Source organism: Streptomyces sp. NPDC028991 (genome assembly GCF_055564775.1).
Genome location: NZ_JBVHVP010000001.1, coordinates 665,336 through 683,007 on the forward strand (window position 1 = coordinate 665,336; position 17,672 = coordinate 683,007).

The 17,672-nt window shown below is 72.1% G+C and carries 17 protein-coding genes; 7 read left to right on the plus strand and 10 right to left on the minus strand.

The window, feature by feature from the left end:
• Nucleotides 1-13 precede the first annotated feature (13 nt).
• From chvE to ACZ4V1_RS02875, 4 genes are all read right to left on the minus strand, one after another.
• On the minus strand, nucleotides 14-1,123 hold the full coding sequence (gene chvE / locus ACZ4V1_RS02860; protein ID WP_468328422.1) for a multiple monosaccharide ABC transporter substrate-binding protein: 1,110 nt from the start codon (nucleotides 1,121-1,123) through the stop codon (nucleotides 14-16).
• 138 nt (nucleotides 1,124-1,261) lie between these two features.
• Nucleotides 1,262-2,233: a glycosyltransferase family protein gene (locus tag ACZ4V1_RS02865; protein ID WP_468328424.1), complete on the minus strand. Its 972-nt coding sequence runs from the start codon at nucleotides 2,231-2,233 to the stop codon at nucleotides 1,262-1,264.
• 144 nt (nucleotides 2,234-2,377) lie between these two features.
• Entirely contained in the window at nucleotides 2,378-3,394 is a 1,017-nt protein-coding gene (locus tag ACZ4V1_RS02870; protein ID WP_468328426.1) for a zinc-dependent alcohol dehydrogenase, read from the minus strand.
• Nucleotides 3,391-4,557, minus strand: a complete 1,167-nt coding sequence (locus ACZ4V1_RS02875) for a mandelate racemase/muconate lactonizing enzyme family protein (protein WP_468328428.1) — start codon at nucleotides 4,555-4,557, stop codon at nucleotides 3,391-3,393. Before ACZ4V1_RS02875 ends, ACZ4V1_RS02870 begins: the two co-directional genes overlap by 4 nt.
• A 215-nt stretch (nucleotides 4,558-4,772) precedes the next feature.
• On the opposite strand from ACZ4V1_RS02875, the gene ACZ4V1_RS02880 reads away from it, so the two are divergent.
• From ACZ4V1_RS02880 to ACZ4V1_RS02890, 3 genes are all read left to right on the plus strand, one after another.
• Complete coding sequence (locus ACZ4V1_RS02880) at nucleotides 4,773-5,648, plus strand: SCO2400 family protein (protein WP_468328430.1); 876 nt, start codon at nucleotides 4,773-4,775, stop codon at nucleotides 5,646-5,648.
• Nucleotides 5,649-6,279: 631 nt separating this feature from the next.
• Nucleotides 6,280-6,822 carry a GntR family transcriptional regulator gene (locus tag ACZ4V1_RS02885; protein WP_468328432.1) on the plus strand — a complete coding sequence of 181 codons (543 nt, stop codon included), beginning with the start codon at nucleotides 6,280-6,282 and terminating at the stop codon, nucleotides 6,820-6,822.
• Nucleotides 6,819-7,580, plus strand: a complete 762-nt coding sequence (locus tag ACZ4V1_RS02890; protein WP_468328434.1) for a GntR family transcriptional regulator — start codon at nucleotides 6,819-6,821, stop codon at nucleotides 7,578-7,580. Before ACZ4V1_RS02885 ends, ACZ4V1_RS02890 begins: the two co-directional genes overlap by 4 nt.
• 3 nt (nucleotides 7,581-7,583) lie before the next feature.
• On the opposite strand, the gene ACZ4V1_RS02895 is transcribed toward ACZ4V1_RS02890, so the two are convergent.
• Nucleotides 7,584-8,039, minus strand: coding sequence for a MarR family winged helix-turn-helix transcriptional regulator (locus ACZ4V1_RS02895; RefSeq protein WP_468328436.1), 456 nt, complete (start codon nucleotides 8,037-8,039; stop codon nucleotides 7,584-7,586).
• 97 nt (nucleotides 8,040-8,136) lie between these two features.
• Here ACZ4V1_RS02895 and ACZ4V1_RS02900 point away from each other — a divergent pair, with 97 nt between their 5' ends.
• Together ACZ4V1_RS02900 and ACZ4V1_RS02905 are read left to right on the plus strand one after the other, a co-directional pair.
• On the plus strand, nucleotides 8,137-9,159 hold the full coding sequence (locus tag ACZ4V1_RS02900) for an NADP-dependent oxidoreductase (RefSeq protein ID WP_468328438.1): 1,023 nt from the start codon (nucleotides 8,137-8,139) through the stop codon (nucleotides 9,157-9,159).
• A gap of 118 nt (nucleotides 9,160-9,277) precedes the next feature.
• Complete coding sequence (locus ACZ4V1_RS02905; RefSeq protein WP_468328440.1) at nucleotides 9,278-9,697, plus strand: organic hydroperoxide resistance protein; 420 nt, start codon at nucleotides 9,278-9,280, stop codon at nucleotides 9,695-9,697.
• Between the two features lie 29 nt (nucleotides 9,698-9,726).
• Here ACZ4V1_RS02905 and ACZ4V1_RS02910 read toward each other — a convergent pair whose 3' ends face one another.
• Nucleotides 9,727-10,878 carry a serine hydrolase domain-containing protein gene (locus ACZ4V1_RS02910; RefSeq protein WP_468328442.1) on the minus strand — a complete coding sequence of 384 codons (1,152 nt, stop codon included), beginning with the start codon at nucleotides 10,876-10,878 and terminating at the stop codon, nucleotides 9,727-9,729.
• 178 nt (nucleotides 10,879-11,056) lie between these two features.
• Between ACZ4V1_RS02910 and ACZ4V1_RS02915 the strand changes: the two genes are divergently transcribed.
• Complete coding sequence (locus tag ACZ4V1_RS02915) at nucleotides 11,057-11,890, plus strand: EI24 domain-containing protein (RefSeq protein ID WP_468328444.1); 834 nt, start codon at nucleotides 11,057-11,059, stop codon at nucleotides 11,888-11,890.
• On the opposite strand, the gene ACZ4V1_RS02920 is transcribed toward ACZ4V1_RS02915, so the two are convergent.
• The 3 genes from ACZ4V1_RS02920 to ACZ4V1_RS02930 form a co-directional block, all read right to left on the minus strand.
• Complete coding sequence (locus ACZ4V1_RS02920) at nucleotides 11,853-13,127, minus strand: pyroglutamyl-peptidase I (RefSeq protein ID WP_468328446.1); 1,275 nt, start codon at nucleotides 13,125-13,127, stop codon at nucleotides 11,853-11,855. The two genes, ACZ4V1_RS02915 and ACZ4V1_RS02920, sit on opposite strands and share 38 nt — an antisense overlap.
• A 306-nt stretch (nucleotides 13,128-13,433) precedes the next feature.
• Nucleotides 13,434-14,420 carry an aldose epimerase family protein gene (locus ACZ4V1_RS02925; RefSeq protein ID WP_468328448.1) on the minus strand — a complete coding sequence of 329 codons (987 nt, stop codon included), beginning with the start codon at nucleotides 14,418-14,420 and terminating at the stop codon, nucleotides 13,434-13,436.
• 66 nt (nucleotides 14,421-14,486) lie between these two features.
• The gene (locus tag ACZ4V1_RS02930; protein ID WP_468328450.1) at nucleotides 14,487-15,416 is read right to left on the minus strand and encodes an SGNH/GDSL hydrolase family protein; all 930 of its coding nucleotides are present in this window, start codon (nucleotides 15,414-15,416) and stop codon (nucleotides 14,487-14,489) included.
• A 257-nt stretch (nucleotides 15,417-15,673) separates the two neighbouring features.
• On the opposite strand from ACZ4V1_RS02930, the gene ACZ4V1_RS02935 reads away from it, so the two are divergent.
• Entirely contained in the window at nucleotides 15,674-16,168 is a 495-nt protein-coding gene (locus ACZ4V1_RS02935) for a DUF3145 domain-containing protein (RefSeq protein WP_468328452.1), read from the plus strand.
• Nucleotides 16,169-16,319: 151 nt separating this feature from the next.
• Here ACZ4V1_RS02935 and ACZ4V1_RS02940 read toward each other — a convergent pair whose 3' ends face one another.
• Nucleotides 16,320-17,600 carry a beta-ketoacyl-[acyl-carrier-protein] synthase family protein gene (locus tag ACZ4V1_RS02940; protein WP_468328454.1) on the minus strand — a complete coding sequence of 427 codons (1,281 nt, stop codon included), beginning with the start codon at nucleotides 17,598-17,600 and terminating at the stop codon, nucleotides 16,320-16,322.
• Nucleotides 17,601-17,672 lie beyond the last annotated feature (72 nt).

Sequence of the window (17,672 nt, forward strand, 5' to 3'; positions counted from 1 at the left end):
TGAGGGGGCCCGGTTACTTGAGGTCGTCCGCGGAGTAGTAGCCGCCGTCGACGAGGACCTTCTCGTAGTTGGACTTGTCGACGCTGACCGGCTGGAGCAGGTAGGCGGGCACGACCTTGGCACCGTTGTCGTAGGACTCGGTGTCGTTGACCTCGGGCTCCTTGTCGTTCAGGACCGCGTCGACCATGTTCGAGGCGACCTTGGCGAGCTCGCGCAGGTCCTTGAAGACGGTCTGGGTCTGCTGGCCCGCCATGATCGACTTCACCGAGGCGATCTCGGCGTCCTGGCCGGTGACGACGGGCATGGGCTTGTTGGCGGAGCCGTAGCCGTCCGACTTCAGGGCGGACAGGATGCCGATGGAGATGCCGTCGTAGGGCGAGAGCACCGCGTCGATCCGGGCGCTGCGGTAGGTGGAGGTGAGCAGGTCGTCCATGCGCTTCTGCGCGGTGCCGCCGTCCCAGCGCAGGGTGGTGACCTGGTTGAGGTCGGTCTGCTTGGACCGCACGACCAGCTGGCCCTTGTCCATGTACGGCTTCAGGGCCTTCATCGCGCCCTTGAAGAAGTACCTGGTGTTGTTGTCGTCGTTGGAACCGGCGAACAGCTCGATGTTGAAGGGGCCCTTCTCGCCGTCCTTCAGACCGAGCTTCTCCACGATGTACGAGCCCTGCAGCTCGCCGACCTTCTCGTTGTCGAACGAGGCGTAGTAGTCGACGTTCTCCGTGCCGAGGATCAGCCGGTCGTAGGAGATGACCGGGATGTCGGCGTCGTTGGCCTGCTGGAGCACGTTGCCCAGGGACTTGTTGTCGATCGCGGCGACGATCAGGGCGTCCACGCCCTGCGTGATCATGTTCTCGAGCTGGGCGACCTGCTGGTCCGGGTCGTCCTCGCCGTAGACGAGCTTGGTCTCGTAGCCCTTGGCCTTCAGTTCCTTCTCGACGTTGGCGCCGTCGGTGATCCAGCGCTCGGAGGACTTGGTCGGCATCGCGATGCCGATGGTGGCGCCGTCGCTGCCTCCCTTGTCCTCCTCACTGCCGCCCTCACTGCTCTGGCCGCAGGCGGTCAGCGTGAGGGCGAGGGAGGCGGCGGAGGCTATGGCGGCGAGTGCGGCTCTGCGGTTGCGCATGGTCATCATCCTTGATGTGGGTGCAGGGCTCGGTCTGGTGGTGCCGGCACGCGAAAAGCTGAGGGTGGATCGACCGAGAGCAGGTGTGTGGGATTGTGCGCGGCTGTGTCGTCTTTTGTGAAGGGAGTTTCCGGAACGTTATGACGAAATCTCGAACCGGTTGAGCGGACCGGGCAGCCGGGTGCCGAGCGGAGCCATGTCCCCGTCCGCCCCGTGCCGCTCGAGCAGGTCCAGCGCGAGCCGGCCGCGCCGCACCCGCTCCTTGGCCGTGGTGAGGGTCAGTTCCCGCAGGTGGTGGCCGTACGGGTAGATCCCGGGCGCCTTGGACAGCCCGAACTTCAGGTACAGCGGGGCGCCGCGCCGGATCAGCTCGGCGACCTCGTACATCCGCACGTAGCCGCCGAGGTCGTCGGGAGCCTCGATGTACATGTCCATGGGCGCGGCCGAAACCCGCCGTATTTCGGTCAGGTGGTCCGGCGTCAGGTCGCTCGGCACGTTGATGGAGTCGGCGCCGAGCCGCTCGTACACCGCGTACGAGGCGGGGTTGACCGGCCCGACGAGTGCCGAGAGCTTGAGCGTGGTGTCGGCGGGGACGATCCCGGCCGTCCGCGCCCGGTGCAGCGTCCACAGCACGCCCTCGTCGGCGACGAGCAGGCACTTGACGCCCAGCTCCGTCGCCCGGACCGCGTCTTCCACGCATCCGGCGACCGCGTCGTGGCCCCGTGCCCGAAGGCCCGCGCCGCCCGAGTCGGTCCGGGTGGAGCCGCCGATGTCCCAGGTGCCGCGCGGGCCGGTGAACAGGCAGAGCTCGATGTCGCGTTCGGCGGTGGCCTCGACCATCTCGGTGATCTCGGCGTCGGTCAGCATCCACACCCCGCTGCCCTGGCTGATCCGGTGGATCGGCACGTCCAGCCGAGAGGACTCCTTCAGTACCACCCCCAGCGCCTCCGGCCCCTCGCAGGAGGGGATCTCGGTGCGCCAGCGGCCGCCGCCCGGGAAGGAGTGCGGAGAGGCGTCGGCGGGGTCGAGGGCGGGCGCGGCCAGACCGAGAGCGGTGAGCGCCTGCTCACCGGGCCTGCGTGCGGCGGCCTTGGCGGAAGCGTCGGTCACAAGCGTTCCTTAGTGTTCGGTATTTCGGACGAAGTTCGCGGCTTTGGGGAGGAGTGGCCGGAGTGCCGGGCCGGGAGAGGAGCCCCGCGGATGGATGTACGCCGGTACGGAGGCCGTCAGGTCGCCCCCGTACCGGCGTACGGCTCAGGGGCGGACGTCAGGACGCAGCAGCACCTTGCCGACCTTCGGGTCACCGGACCCCACCAGCTCGATGGCCTCGGCGAACCCGTCGAGCGGCAGTTCGTGCGTCACGAGGGGCCGCGGGTCGAGCAGGCCGGCCGCGAAGACCCGCACCGTGTGTGCCCAGGCGTCCGGCGGTGCCCCGAAGACGGTGTGCACCTCGAGCTGGCGTACGACCAGGTCGGTCGGGTCCAGCCCGTCGGCCCCCGGCGCCGGGATGCCGGTCAGCACCAGCCGTCCGCCCCTGCGGAGCAGTCCGGCGGCGGTACGGGCGGCGTCGGCGGACCCGGCGGTCTCGATGACGACGTCGAAGTCGTCCGGGAGCGGCTGGTCCTTCGTCCGGAAGCCGGTCGCCCCGTACTGCCGGGAGAGCGCCTCCCGGTCCCCGCGCGTGCCGACGACCAGCAGCTCGCCCGGGGAGGCGGCACGCAGGAACTGCACGGCGAACATGCCGAGCGTGCCCGTGCCGACGACCGCGACCCGCTCGCCGGGGCGGGCGTTCGCCTTGAGCGCGGCGGCCGCGATGCAGGCGGCGGGCTCCAGCAGGGCGGCGGCGGTGAGGTCGGCGTCGTCGGGCAGGGCGTGCAGGAGCCGGGCGGGCAGCGTCAGCGTGGGCGCCATGGCCCCCGGCTGGGTGAACCCCGTCTCCTCGTACCCCGCCGTGCACAGCGTCGTGTCACCCGCGTGGCAGCGGTCGCAGACCTGGCAGTTGCGAAACCCCTCACCGACGACCCCGCGCCCGACGAGCGACGCGGGCACCCCGGCGCCGACCCGCTCCACGGTCCCGGACCACTCGTGCCCGGGAGTGAGCGGGTAACGCACGTACCCCTCGGGCCGGTTGCCCTGGTAGACCTCGCGGTCGCTGCCGCAGATGCCGGCCGCGTGCACCCGCACCAGCGCCTCCCCGGGACCGGGCTCGCGCGGCTCGTGCGGCACGAGCCGGTGCTCGCCCGGCGCCTCGATGACGACCGCGTTGCTCATCCCTCGGTCCCCTTGGGCTTGCGCTGCTCCCAGCCCTCGGCCCACAGGTCGAACCGGGCCTGCTGCTGCGGGAACTCGGCCGCCGCGTCGGTGTCCAGCTCGACCCCGAGGCCGGGGGCGTCGGAGAGGTGGAAGCACCCGTCCTCCGGGTTCACCTGCGGCGCGCCCTTCACCACCTTCTTGATCTCCGCGTCCGCGAAGTCGTTGAAGTGCTCCAGGATCTTGAAGTTCGGGGAGGTGAAGCCGACCTGGAGGCTCGCGGCGGTCAGCACCGGCCCGCCCACGTTGTGCGGGGCCACGAGCGTGTAGTGCGTCTCGGCGGTGGCGGCGAGCTTCCGGGTCTCCCAGATGCCGCCGATGTGGCCGACGTCGGGCTGGATGATGTCCACGGACTGGTCCTCGAACAGCTCGCGGAACTCGATCCGGTCGTGGATGCGCTCGCCGGTGGCGACGGGCATGTCCACCTTCTCGGCGACCTTCCGCAGCGCCTTGAGGTTCTCCGGCGGGACCGGCTCCTCCAGCCAGGCCGGCTTGAAGGGCGCGAGCTCGTGCGCGAGCCGGACGGCGGTGGCGGGGGAGAAGCGCCCGTGCATCTCCAGCATCAGCTCCGCCTCGGGCCCGATGGCGTCCCGTACGGCCTCGATCAGGGACACGGCGTACAGCGTCTCGGCGTGGTCGAGCTCGAAGTGCCCGGTGCCGAAGGGGTCGATCTTCAGCGCCCGGTACCCGCGCTCCATGACCCCCTGCGCGGCCTTGTGGTACGCCTCCGGCGTCCGCTCGGTGGTGTACCAGCCGTTGGCGTACGCCTTCACCTTGTCGGTGACCCTGCCGCCGAGCAGCTGCCAGACCGGTACGCCGAGCGCCTTGCCCTTGATGTCCCAGCAGGCCATCTCGACGACGGCGATACCGGACATCACGATCTCGCCGGCGCGGCCGTAGTCGCCGTACTTCATGCGGCGGACCAGGTCCTCGACAGCGAACGGGTCGGAACCGAGAATGTGGTTGGCCTCGGCCTCCTTCAGATAGCCGAGGAGAGCGTCGGTGTGCCCCAGCATCCGGGTCTCGCCGACTCCAGTGATCCCCTCGTCGGTGTGCACCTGGACGTACGTCAGGTTGCGCCACGGCGTCCCGACCACGTGTGTGCTGATTCCGGTGATGCGCACGACGGTTGCCCTTCGCTATGTTCGATATTTCGTCACTCGTTCGAAATGCTGGCGTGACAGTAAGGAGGGGGCGGTCGGGGTGTCAATGGGTCGGACACATAACGGTTTCGACAGTTTCGAAAGTACGGCGCGGAGCGCTCCCGGCCGCTTTCCCACACAACCTTCACAGTCACGTCTAGGAACACGACCGTCGCGGAACTTAACCTTCCCGCGTCATGGACTACTGCGACCCGTGCCGACGGCACCTCAACGGCGCCCTCGCCTGCCCGGGGTGCGGCACACCTGCCGGACAACTCGGCGTATCGGACGGCTATCTGACGGGGAGTGAGGGGCACCCGCCACGAGTCGTCGGCGACGGTGCCGCGCCGGACGGACCCGGCGCGCCCGACGGCTCCGGGGCGCCTGAGGGCTCCGGCGCGCTCGACGGCTTCGGGGTGCCCGACGAGTCCCGGACGCCTCACGCCTCCGGGACGCCGGGCGGAACCGGCGCCCTCGACGAGGCCGGCGCGGCCGACGGCGCCTCCGGCGACGCCCCCGCCGACGGTGCCCGCGGCGGGCGGGGCAGTCGCCGCGACCGCAAGGCCGCCGCACACCGCCGGCGCCGCCGCCGGACCCTGCTGATCGCCGCGGGCTTCGTCCTGGCGGCCGGCGGACTGAGTCTCGCGGAACTCGGCATGGACGCCCCCGGGCCCCCGGTGAAGCCGGCGGCCGACGGAGGCGAGACGACGGACGGCGGGGCGGCGCGCGAGGTGGGGGAGCCGCCGGCGGTTCCGGCCGGCGAGACGTCGAGGACGACGTCGACCTCCGGTACGCCCTCCTCCGAAGCCTCCGCCTCCGCCTCGGCCTCCGCCTCCGACTCGGCCTCGGCCTCGGAGTCGGGGTCCCCGGACGCGGAGGAGTCGAAGGCGGCGGACGGCACCGAGGCCCCGTCGGCACCCTCTTCGCAGGCCCCGGAGGCCCCCCCGACCGCCGACCCGCCTGCCACGCGGCCGGACGACGACCCGCCCCCGACCACGACTCCCACCCCGACGACCGCACCGGACCCGACCCCCACCGAGACGTGCGACCGCTTCCTGTGGTGGTGCGCGTAGGAGCTCCGTATGCCCCGTGGGCGGTGCGGCTCGCTCGTACCCCCTTGCCGTGGCTGTCAGTACTCCTGGGCAGACTCCTGGGCAGATGCGGTTTACGCAACGGGAGGTGCCGGAGCGTTCACCGTTCCGGGCGGCATGGGGCTGACGGGCTGCCCGCAGATGCTGCGCGAGCAGCGGGACACCGTGCGGCTTACGCGGCTCGCGACCGATCCGGCGCGGCACGGCGCGGCACGAACGGCTCTGGCACATCACCGGAAGCGACCCCGAACGCCTCTCATCGCGCCTCGGCGCCGGCCGGCGTGGTGAGGCTTCCCCAGCGCACGCGCTCGGCGACACGCTCTTGAAAGCCACCCAGACGCTCTTGCCGACAACTTCCCGTGTGACCCCCATGGCGTCGGCGACCTCCCGGGCCAGGCGCAAACCGCGTCCGGAACTTGCCTCCGGGTCGGTCTCCCGGACGTCGATGTCGAGCTGTCGGTCGCCGCTGTCCCGGACCGCGAGGCGGATCACCGAGCCGTCGAGCGTGAGACTCACGCGGTACTCCCTGCCGGGCGATGGAGAGGAGCACACGGACGAAGTCGCCTAACGTTGGCCCCCGATGGGCGTAAGCGTCGGCCGCGAGGAGGGCCTCATGAGTGCGAGCGGTTGGGTCAGCACGTCTCTTCCGTATCTGACGCCGCAGGAGAAGGAACACGGCGACTCCTGGGGTGCCGAGGCCGAGGCGCAGGGCCGCCGGGGAACCCAGCGCATCCTGCATGCCGGCGAGGTACCCGCGCCCGCCGAGGTGGCGAAACTACTCGGCATCGCCGAAGGGGAACCGGTCGTCGTGCGTCGGCGCCTGATCCTCCTCGACGAGATGCCGAACGAGCTGACCGACACGTACTACCCGCTGGCCATCGCCCAGGACACCGCCCTGGCGCGCACTGCCAAGATCCGCGGTGGCGCCGTCACGTTGCTCGCCGAACTCGGTCACATCGGCGTCCTGGTACGCGAGGACGTGACGGCCACGATGCCGGACGAGGAAGAGCGCCGGACTTTGGAGACAGCCTCCGATGAGCCGGTCCTGCGGCTCACCCGGCTGACGGTCGACCGCGAGGACCGTCCGATCCAGGTGGATCGTATGGTGATGCCTGCCCTGCGGCAGAGGCTGCGCTACGAGATCGAGATCGGATGACCGTGCCCCAGGCCGAAACGGAAGGCGTCGACCGTCGCTCCCTCCACGAGCGCATCGCCGCCGACCTGCGCGACGACATCATGAGTGGCGAACTGGCGCCAGGCGCGAGCCTCCCCTCCACGGCGCGGCTCAAGGGGCGGTTCGACGCGTCGAACGCCACGGTGCAGAAGGCGTTGCAGCTCCTCAAGGAGGAGGGTCTCGTGGTCGGCAGGGCGGGAGCCTCCGTCACCGTCCGCGAGCACCGGCAGCGCACGGTCTCACCGGCCGCGCTCACGACAGCAGACCGCTGGCTCACGGAGGCTGCCAAGCACGGCAGCGGCGCCCGCAGCGTCCTCCGTGATGTCGCGGAGGTCTGCCCACCCGCCGACGTCCGTTCCGCCTTCGGCCTTCCTGCGGACGGCACGGCACTGCTGCGCAGTCAGACTCTCCTGATCGACGACGAGCCCGCGGAACTCGTCGACTGCTACTACCCGCTGGACATCGCCCGGGACACGGCGCTCCTGGAGCGACGCCGGATCAAAGGCGGCGCGCCTGCGCTGCCGGCGAAACTGGGCCACCCCGCGCGCCGTAGCGTGGATCGAGTCTCCGCTCGGATTCCGACTCAGGAGCAGTACCGAGCACTCCACCTCACCAGCGGTACGCCCGTCCTGCGGACCCTCCGGGTCGTCCACGGTGACGGGGGCGGCCCGGTCGAGGTGACGGTCATGGTGAAGGCCGGGCACTTCTACGAGTTGCAGTACGAGTGCGAAATGCGGTGATGGTCAGCCCTCCGGCGAGCCCTCCCCGACCATCAGACGCAGCGCGTCCCGCAGCGCCACCCGCTCGCCCTCCGACAGTCCCGCCAGCGGTTCCCGGGCGAAGTGCAGTGACTCGCGCAGCCCCCGTGCCACCCGCCGCCCCTCGTCCGTCGCGGCCGCCACCTTCACCCGGCGGTCGACGGGGTCCGGGCGCCGCTCGACCAGCCCCCGCGCCTCCAGCCGGTCCACGATCCCGGTGACGTTCGACGGCTCGCACTTCAGCTTCAGGGCCAGCTTCCGCATGGGCAGCGGCTCCAGGGACAGGAGGCTGAGCAGCTTGGCCTGCGCCGCGGTGAGCGCGCGTTCCGCGGCCGCCTCCTCGTAGTCGGCGTGGAAGCGGGCCACGACCTCGCCGATCAGTTCGACGACTTCGAGGGTGAGTGCGTCGGGTCGGCGGGTCGTGTCGCGTGGTGTGGCCATGGAATCCAGGGTACCCATTTGTTTGACAACCTGAAATGTTCAGCCGCATGGTTGTTTCAGAGCCTGAAACATTTCGAAGCCCCAGGAAAGGTGCGCCATGACCGACTCCCCCGCCCTCCCCACCGTCAACCGCGAATGGCACCTGGTCAGCCGTCCGGTCGGCTGGCCCAAGCCCGAGGACTTCGCCCTCGTCGAGGCGGAGGTCCCCACCCCGGGTGAGGGCCAGGTGCTGGTGCGCAACCTGTACGTCTCCGTCGACCCGTACATGCGCGGCCGCATGAGCGCCGCCAAGTCCTACGCCGACCCCTACGAGCTGGGCAAGCCCATGCTGGGCGGCGCGGTCGGCGAGGTCGTCGCCTCCAACGCCGAGGGCATCGCGGTGGGCGACCACGTCCTGCACTTCTTCGGCTGGCGCGAGTACGCCGCCATGGACGCGAAGAACGCCGTCAAGGTGGACCCGGAGGCCGCGCCGCTGTCGACGTACCTCGGCGTGCTCGGTATGACGGGGCTCACCGCGTACGCCGGTCTGCTGCGCGTCGCCGCGCTCAAGGAGGGCGACACCGTGTTCGTCTCCGGCGCGGCCGGTGCCGTCGGCAGCCAGGTCGGCCAGATCGCCAGGCTCAAGGGCGCCGCCCGGGTCATCGGCTCCGCCGGCTCGGACGAGAAGGTCAAGCTCCTCGTCGACGAGTACGGCTTCGACGCCGCCTTCAACTACAAGGACGGCCCGGTGAGCGAGCAGCTGCGCGCCGCCGCCCCGGACGGCATCGACGTCTACTTCGACAACGTCGGCGGCGACCACCTCGAGGCCGCCATCGGCTCCCTCAACCTGGGCGGCCGCGTCGCCGTCTGCGGCATGATCTCGGTCTACAACAACACCGAGCCCGCCCCCGGCCCGAAGAACCTCGCCCGGCTGATCCAGACCCGCGGCCGCATCGAGGGCTTCCTCGTCGGCGACCACTACGACCTCCAGCCGCAGTTCGTCCAGGAGGTCGGCCCGTGGGTCCGCTCCGGCGAGCTGAAGTACCGCGAGACGGTCGTCGAGGGCATCGAGAACAACCTGGAGGCCTTCCTCGGCGTCCTGCGCGGCGACAACACCGGCAAGATGATCGTCAAGCTCTGACGCCCCCTCCCGAGAGAGGGCGGGCCTTCACTGAGTTTCCGGCATGCGGTAGCGTCTTTCCGAAATCCGTCGTGGTCGTGGGCGCGAGTCACGGCGGACCGAGGAGGAAGACAACCGCATGCCGATTCAGCAGTCCGAGGTCCTCTACACCGCCGTCGCCACCGCCGAGAACGGCCGCGACGGACGGGTGGCCACCGATGACGGCAAGCTCGACCTGGTCGTGAACCCGCCCAAGGAGATGGGCGGCAACGGTGCCGGCACCAACCCGGAGCAGCTCTTCGCCGCCGGGTACAGCGCCTGCTTCCAGGGCGCGCTCGGCGTGGTGGCCCGCCAGGAGGGCGCCGACATCACCGGCTCGACCGTCACCGCGAAGGTCGGGATCGGCAAGAACGACGACGGGTTCGGCATCATCGTCGAGATCTCCGCGCAGATCCCGGCGGTGGACGCCGCCACCGCGCGGTCGCTGGTGGAGAAGGCCCACCAGGTCTGCCCGTACTCGAAGGCGACCCGCGGCAACATCACCGTGACGCTCGCCTGACCGGTGCCCGGTCCGGTGCGGGGCGGCGCTCACACATCGAGCGCCGCCCCGTGCACCACCGCCACCAGCCGCCCGTTCTCCGGCGCCGCCCCGCCCGGGTAGGCGCAACGGCGCCTGGTGTACCCGTACGCCAGTCCGCTGAACGGGTCCGCGAAGGCCTGGCAGCCGCCCGCGCCGCTGTGCCCGATCGCCCCGGCGCCCAGAAACGGGTGCCATGTGTCCGCCGTCGCCTGGAAGCCGAGACCGTACGAGCGGTGCGTCCGGGTCACCAGGTCGTAGCCCACCGAGTGCGGCTGCCCGAACTCCGCCACCGTGTCCGCCTTCAGCAGCGGCGCCTTGCCGTCCAGTTCGCCGATGGCCGCCGCGTACAGCCCGGCCAGCCCGCGCGCCGAGGCCACGCCGCCGACGGAGGCCGGGCCCCGGGCGCGGACGACCGGCTCGTTGGGCAGGGTCTCCAGGTCGGTGGGGTGCGCCGCGTTGCGGTTGAAGGCGATCGCGGCGAGGGTGTGCGGGCCGTCCGGGAGCGGACCCGGCGCCACCTCCTGCACCGGGGTGCGGACCATCGCCTGCGCGGCGCGGAAGCGGTGGTCCAGCGAGGCCGGCAGACCCAGGTGGAAGTCCAGCCGGTGCGGGGCGCGGACCCGCTCCTCGTAGACCTCCTGGAGGGTGTGGCCGGTGGCCCGGCGCACCACCTCGCCCGCGAGGGCGCCGAGCACGAGCGCGTGGTACCCGAAGGCCGTGCCGGGACGCCAGTACGGCCGCTGGTCGGCGAGGCGTTCGGCGATCACCCGGTCGTCGGCCAGCTCGGCGGTGCTGAACCCGGTGTCCGTGCCGATCACACCCGCGCGGTGCGCGAGCAGGTCGCGCAGGGTCAGCCCGCCCTTGCCCTCGGCCGCGAACTCCGGCCAGTAGTAGGTCACCTTGCGGTCCAGCTCCAGTGTGCCCTCCTGCACCAGCATGGCGACCACCAGATGGGCCGCGCCCTTGGTGGCCGAGTGCACCCCGTACAGCGAGCCGGCGCCGGCGCCGTCGCCGGTCCACAGGTCGACGACCCGGCGACCGTGGACGTAGGCGCACAGCTGGCCCTCGTAGTCCGGCCGTTCGCCGGCCACGACCGCCGCGAACTCCTCACGCACCGCCTCGAAGCCGTCGGCGACGGTGCCGTGGATCTCCTGCGTCATCCGCTTCTCCTCACCGACTCGCCGGACCCCTCCGGGTCCGTTCGCCGATCGGTACGGCGCGATGAGCGCGTTCGACTCAATCGCGGCTCCAGCGGCTCCAGCGGCTCCAGCGGCTCCCGCGGCTCCAGCGGCTCCCGCGGGCACGGCGGTGCCGGTCCCGAACGGTAGAGTTCCGCCCATGCGCGATCTTGGGGCGGGATTCGGCCATCTCCTGAAGGGCCAGCGCTGGGTGGCCCGGCACGGCAAGAGCTACGGCTTCGGGCTCCTCCCGGGCCTGATCACACTGGTGCTGTACGCGGCGGCGCTGGTCGGGCTGGCGATGTGGGGCACGGACTTCGTCGCCTGGGCGACCCCCTTCGCCGACGACTGGTCGAGCCCCCTGCCCGGCCTGTTCCGCGGCTTCCTCACCGCCGTCCTGTTCGCCCTCGCCCTGCTCCTGTCCGTCCTCACCTTCACCGCGGTGACGCTGCTGGTCGGCCAGCCCTTCTACGAGGCCCTGTCCGAGCGGGTGGACCGCGACGTCTCCCCGGACGGCACCGCTCCCGAGTCGCACCTGCCCCTGTGGCGCGAGGTGTGGATCTCGGGCCGCGACAGCCTCCGGATCCTCGTCCGCGCCGCCGTCTGGGGCGTACTGCTCTTCGCCCTCGGCTTCATCCCGCTCGTCGGCCAGACGGTGGTCCCGGTGATCGGCCTCCTCGTCACCGGCTTCTTCCTCACCGAGGAACTCGCCTCCGTCGCCCTCCAGCGCCGCGGCGTCGGACTGCGCGACCGCCTCGCCCTCCTGCGCTCCCGCAAGACGCTGGTCTGGGGTTTCGGCACCCCGCTGGGCGTGTCCTTCCTGGTGCCGTTCGTCGCGGTGTTCCTGATGCCGGGCGCGGTCGCGGGCGCCACGCTCCTCGCCCGCGAACTGCTGGGCGAGGAGACCCGCGACGCCGACGAGGACCGCTTGGGCGGCGGCTCCGACGACCCGGAGGTCAGCTCCCCTCCGGCCGGTCCGGCTCCGGCGCACTGACCGCCACGGACACGATCGCCCGCACCTGCGCCACGATGTCCAGCCGGTTTTGCACGAACGCGGGATCGGTGACCGTCCCGGTCGCCGGATCGGTGTTCTGGGCCCCGAACCGCAGCACCGGCGTGTGGACGTGCCCGCCCGGCAGCGTGGCGCGCAGACCGAGCCGGTCCCGCAGCAGGGTCGCCCGGTAGGCGATCTCGTTGGAGAGGTAGTCCCCGCCGCCCCCGGCGCGGGCCGTCGAACCGGGCGTCGGCCCGTCCGGGCGGACCACCGGCCCGGTGCCCGTGGCCGGGATCTCGGTCACGCTCGTGTTGTCGTACACGGGGAAGCGCCCGGTGTCCGCGGCCGTGATCGCCCGGTACGGCAGTGTGGTCGTCGTCCACTGCGGCTGCGAGGCCGGGTCGGCGACGGGCACCGTCTCGGTACGGGACACGTTCTCGTTGTCGGGGAAACCGCCCCGCCAGGCCCCGTTGGTCCGCTCCACGTCGAACCGCCCGACCCGCCCCTGGCTCACGGTCGTGAACAGGTCGGCCCGCGGCAGGTACGGCCGCAGCGCCCGCTCCACCGCCCCCTGGGTGAAGTCCCGCCAGCGCACCGGGAACACGGCCGTCTCCACGCGCGCCGGCCCGTCCGGCGTGTCGATCACCGTGCCGTCCAGGGCGAGCGCGGCGGCGCCGGACGGGTTGGAGATCCGGATGTCCCGGTCCAGGGTGAAGGGGTCGAAGCCGGTGAGCAGGACCCGCTTCACGCCCTTGCCGCGGGGAAGGCGGATGTCGCTCTGGCCGCGCGAGGTGCGCTCCAGCTCCCCGAGCAGCGCGGCCCGCCGGCGCTCGGTCAGGCCGAACTCCGGTTCCCAGGTCCGCAGTTCGCGCGTCATCCCGAGCCGCGCCCAGTACAGCGGCCGGTCGTCGTCCCGGCTGAGGTCCCCGCGGGCCGGGCCCCGCCCCTGCGCCCGGTCCACGGCCCGTCGCCACAGCGCCGAGCCCTCGCGGGCGACGAGGCGGCGGGCCTCGCGGTAGGAGTCCGCCCGTCCGAGGGCACGGGCGAACGCCGGTGCCGCCGAGGCGAAGCCGGAGCGCCGAAGGATCTCCTGGGGCGCCTCGCCGTCGAGCCGCCGCTCCTCGGCGGTCGGTGCGGGGGCGGTGGCCGGGGGCGCCGCCGTGGCCGTCGCCGGGGCCGCGAGCCCCGCCACCAGGGCCAGTCCGAGTACGCCGATCCGAACGCGTATGTGTGTCAAGGGAGTCCAGGTCCTTCCGTCGCCGTGGGGGTGCGCTGCCGGACGGGGCAGTATCGCTTGACGGAAGGGGCGTGCGCCATGGCGCGTGGCGACCGGCTCGCGGCCGTTTGTGAAGGGTTCGTACGAACCGGCGGCCGGACGCCCGTTCGCGGACCACCGGATGACCGGGGCGATTACCGTCTGACTCGGCACGGCTCACGCCGTGCCCCCGCGAACAGCCCCGGCCCGGGACCTGACATCCGGGCCGGGGCTCGTAACGCCTCGCTCACCGCGGGAGCACCGGGCCGCCTGCCGCGCCTGCCGTGCCTACCGCGCCGAGAAGCCGTACACCGTCTCCGAGCGGAAGACCTCGCCCGGCCGCAGCACCGTGCCCGGGAACTCCGGCCGGTTGGGGGAGTCCGGGAAGTGCTGCGTCTCCAGTGCGACGCCGTCCCCGGGCGCGAACGGCTCGCCCAGGTGGTCGGCGGTGTAGAGCTGGAGGCCGGGCTCGGTCGTGGCCACCGTCAGCACGCGCCCCGACGCCGGGTCGTACAGCTCGGCGACCTCCACGGCGGTGTCCGTCACGCCCTTGTCGAGGACGAAGTTGTGGTCGTAGCCCGAACCGACCTTGCGCGCCCGCCGGAAGTCGAAGCGGGTGTCCGCCACGTCCTCCAGGACGCCCGTCGGGATCAGGTCGGCGTCGACCGCCGTGATCCGGGACGCGGCGAGCCGCAGCTCGTGACCGCCCGCGTGCCCGGAGCCCGCCCCGCCCAGATTGAAGTAGCTGTGGTTCGTCGGGTTCAGCACGGTCGGCGCGTCGGTCACCGCCTCGTACGCGATCCGCAGCGCACCCGACGCGTCCAGCGTGTACGTGGCCGAGAACTCCACGCGGCCCGGGAACCCCTCCTCGCCGTCCGGACTGACCCGGCTCAGCCGGACGCCGTGCGCGCCCTCCCCGACGGGCTCCGCGTCCCACACGCGCTTGTCGAAGCCGCGCTCGCCGCCGTGCAGCGAGTTCGGCCCGTTGTTGAGCGCCAGCGTGTACGTCTGCCCGTCCAGCGGGAGACGGCCGCCCGCGATCCGGTTGGCGTACCGCCCGACGAGCGCGCCGAGGTAGGGCTCCGGGTGCGTCACGTAGCCGTCCAGGCCGGCGAACCCCAGCACCACACCGGCGGTGTTCCCGTTCCGGTCCGGGACCTCGGCCGACTGCACGATCCCGCCGTAGGACAGGACTCGTACCCGTACACCGGCCCGTTCCAGGGTCCAGCGGTGGACGGGAGTGCCGTCGGAAAGTGTGCCGAAGAGTTCGTTCATGTGCGGAACTCTAGGACACGCCCAGGTCAGACCCCGGTCGGGCCGGTCAGACCCCGGTGGGGCCGGTCAGGGCCGCTTCGCGGTGACGGCGCGGTACGCGATCTCGGCCAGCCGGGCCTGGCCGTCCACACTCGGGTGGAACCAGTCCCAGCGGCTCAACTGGTCGGTGCCGAACCGGTACTCGTGCACCGCGCCGCCGTCGGTGCGGCACAGCCGGTCCTTCGCGCAGACCTCCCGCAGCACCTCGTTGTAGTCCTCCACCCGGTCCCGCACGGTGTTCCGACGCAGGGTCGCCGCCGCGTCCAGGGAGTCCGCGTCGCCCAGCATCGACGGGCAGATGCCCAGCTTCCACACCTGCTTGCCCAGCGGGTTGGTGCGCCCCTGCGACCAGAGCCGCTTCAGGTCCGGGATGCTCGCCACGTACACCTGGGCCTTGGGCAGCTTTCCGCGCAGGGTGGCCATGGCCTCCTCGAACCCGTCCCGGAAGTCGGCGACCGACGTCATCGCCGAGGTCGTGGCCCGGCAGGCGTCGTTCGCCCCGACCATCACCGCGACCAGCTCCGGCTTCCGCGCCGCCGCCCGGGCCATCTGCCCGGCCAGATCCGCCATCCGGGCCCCGGTGACCGCGTGGTTCCAGCTCCGCTCGGCCGCCTGCGCCTTCCCCAGCAGCCGTACGGCGAGACTGTCGACCTCGGTGCTGCTGCCGGTCGCCCACGAGACCTCCGGGCAGTCGGACAGGACCGCGCAGGCGTCGAAGCCGCGCGTGATGGAGTCGCCCACCGCGGCGACCGACTCCGGGCTCGTGTCCCAGGCGGGGCCGGCCTTCGGCCGCTTCGACGCGGAGTGGGACGGGCCGGAGTCACCGCCCACGGCGTCGCAGCCGGCCACGCCCAGGACGGCGGCCGTCACCACGGCGAGCGCGGCACGCGAACGGCGACGACCGACACGCGGACGGCGACGACCGCCGGGCGTCCCCTGGCCCGTCCGCTGACCCATACCGGTCCCACCCCTCGCCTAGTGCCTCCGAAGTCCTCAACCCATGACACCGCGCCAGGGTTCCCGAGGGCGCGGATGCGACGGCTCACACCCGTACAAGCGTCCTGCCGGGTGAATGGCGAAGGTTTGTCGGCACCGGGACCGACGGTACGTCACACTCCTTGCCCCGTCGCACGGTAGCCTCGCCATCAACGTGGCCTGCCCGGCCGCGGCCGTTCCGCCCGTTCCGAGATGTCCCGCTCAGCCCGGAGGTTCCGGTGACGACACGTGGAGTTCTGTACGTGCACTCCGCGCCGCGCGCGCTCTGCCCGCACGTCGAGTGGGCCATCGCCGGGGTGCTCGGCACGCGCGTCGGCCTGGACTGGATCCGGCAGCCCGCCGCGCCCGGCACCTGGCGCTCGGAGTTCTCCTGGCAGGGCCAGGCCGGCACCGCCTCCAAGCTCGCCTCCGCACTGCGCGGCTGGCAGCTGCTGCGCTTCGAGGTCACCGCGGAACCGTCCGCGAACGCCGAGGGCGAGCGCTACAGCTGCACCCCCGAACTCGGCATCTTCCACGCCGTCACCGGCATCCACGGCGACATCCTCATCCCCGAGGACCGGCTGCGCGCCGCCCTGGCCCGCTCCCAGCGCGGCGAGACCGACCTGGAGTCGGACATCGCCAAGCTCCTCGGCAAGCCCTGGGACGACGAACTGGAACCCTTCCGCTACGCGGGCGAGGGCGCCCCGGTCCGCTGGCTGCACCAGGTGGTCTGAAGCGCCCTCGAAGGGGCGCGGGTCTCTGCCGATGTGCGGCTCCGCCGCGTGGGCGCGACCGGCCACGTACGACCCGCACCCGGCACCCGACGGACGACGATGGCCCGAGCCCCTCCGGGGGCCCGGGCCATCAAACGTTCAGATCAGCCGCTCAGACCGTCCGGAACGCGAGTACGACATTGTGGCCGCCGAAACCGAACGAGTCGTTCAGCGCGGCGATCCGGCCCTCGACGGGCAGCTTGCGGGCCTCGCCCCGGACGATGTCCGCGGCGGCCTCGGCCTCGGGGTCGAGGTTCTCGACGTTGATGGTCGGCGGTGCCACCCGGTGGTACAGGGCGAGCACGGTCGCGACGGACTCCACGCCGCCCGCGCCACCGAGGAGGTGGCCGGTCATCGACTTGGTGCCGGAGACCGCCATGTGGTCGACGTCGTCGCCGAGGACCTTGCGCAGCGCCTTCAGCTCGGCGATGTCACCGGCCGGCGTCGAGGTGGCGTGCGCGTTGACGTGCACGAGCTCGGCCGGGTCCAGGTCGGTGTTGTCCAGCAGGTGCTGCAGGGCGTGCGAGATGCCGCGGCCCTCCGGCTCCGGCTGCACGATGTCGTGGCTGTCGGCGGAGATGCCCTGGCCGACCGCCTCCGCGTAGACGCGGGCACCGCGTGCCGCGGCGTGCTCGGCGGACTCCAGGACGAGGACGCCGGCGCCCTCACCGAGGACGAAGCCGTCGCGGCCCGTGTCGAAGGGGCGCGAGGCACCCTGCGGGTCGTCGTTGTTCTTGGACATCGCCATCATGTTGCCGAACGCGGCGATGGGCAGCGGGTGGATCGCCGCCTCCGTGCCACCCGCGACGACGACGTCGGCGCGGCCGGTGCGGATCATCTCGATGGCGTAGCCGATGGCCTCGGCGCCCGACGCGCAGGCGGAGACCGGCGTGTGCACGCCCGCCCGGGCGCCCACGGCGAGACCCACGTTGGCCGACGGGCCGTTCGGCATCAGCATGGGGACGGTGTGCGGGGAGACGCGGCGGACGCCCTTCTCCTTGAGCACGTCGTACTGGTCGAGCAGGGTCGTCACGCCGCCGATGCCGGAGGCGATGACCGCGCCGAGCCGGTCGGGGTCGACGCCGCCGCCTTCACCGGCCTCGCCGGCCTTGCCGGTGAAACCGGCGTCCTTCCAGGCCTCCTGCGCCGCGATCAGCGCGAACTGGGCCGAGCGGTCCAGACGGCGGGCCTGCGGACGCGGGATGACCTCGGAGGGGTCCACGGCGGCCGGTGCGGCGATGCGGACGGCCTGGTCGGCGGCCCACTCCTGCTCCAGGGGCTTGACGCCGGACTTGCCGGCGACCAGGCCTTCCCAGGTAGAGGCTGCGTCGCCACCCAGCGGTGTGGTTGCGCCGATACCGGTGACGACCACGGTGCGATTGGTCGAGCTCACGGGAATTCTTTCTCCAACGGGATACGGATTCGTACGGCGCCACCGCCGGGTGGCGGGGCAGTCAGCCCAGAG

Excerpts from the sequence above, each read along its gene's own strand:
- chvE (WP_468328422.1), bottom strand. The coding sequence starts at position 1,123 with ATGCGCAACCGCAGAGCCGCACTCGCCGCCATAGCCTCCGCCGCCTCC.
- ACZ4V1_RS02870 (WP_468328426.1), bottom strand. The coding sequence starts at position 3,394 with ATGAGCAACGCGGTCGTCATCGAGGCGCCGGGCGAGCACCGGCTCGTG.
- ACZ4V1_RS02880 (WP_468328430.1), top strand. The coding sequence starts at position 4,773 with ATGGACTACTGCGACCCGTGCCGACGGCACCTCAACGGCGCCCTCGCC.
- ACZ4V1_RS02885 (WP_468328432.1), top strand. The coding sequence starts at position 6,280 with ATGAGTGCGAGCGGTTGGGTCAGCACGTCTCTTCCGTATCTGACGCCG.
- ACZ4V1_RS02890 (WP_468328434.1), top strand. The coding sequence starts at position 6,819 with ATGACCGTGCCCCAGGCCGAAACGGAAGGCGTCGACCGTCGCTCCCTC.
- ACZ4V1_RS02895 (WP_468328436.1), bottom strand. The coding sequence starts at position 8,039 with ATGGCCACACCACGCGACACGACCCGCCGACCCGACGCACTCACCCTC.
- ACZ4V1_RS02900 (WP_468328438.1), top strand. The coding sequence starts at position 8,137 with ATGACCGACTCCCCCGCCCTCCCCACCGTCAACCGCGAATGGCACCTG.
- ACZ4V1_RS02905 (WP_468328440.1), top strand. The coding sequence starts at position 9,278 with ATGCCGATTCAGCAGTCCGAGGTCCTCTACACCGCCGTCGCCACCGCC.
- ACZ4V1_RS02910 (WP_468328442.1), bottom strand. The coding sequence starts at position 10,878 with ATGACGCAGGAGATCCACGGCACCGTCGCCGACGGCTTCGAGGCGGTG.
- ACZ4V1_RS02915 (WP_468328444.1), top strand. The coding sequence starts at position 11,057 with ATGCGCGATCTTGGGGCGGGATTCGGCCATCTCCTGAAGGGCCAGCGC.
- ACZ4V1_RS02925 (WP_468328448.1), bottom strand. The coding sequence starts at position 14,420 with ATGAACGAACTCTTCGGCACACTTTCCGACGGCACTCCCGTCCACCGC.
- ACZ4V1_RS02930 (WP_468328450.1), bottom strand. The coding sequence starts at position 15,416 with ATGGGTCAGCGGACGGGCCAGGGGACGCCCGGCGGTCGTCGCCGTCCG.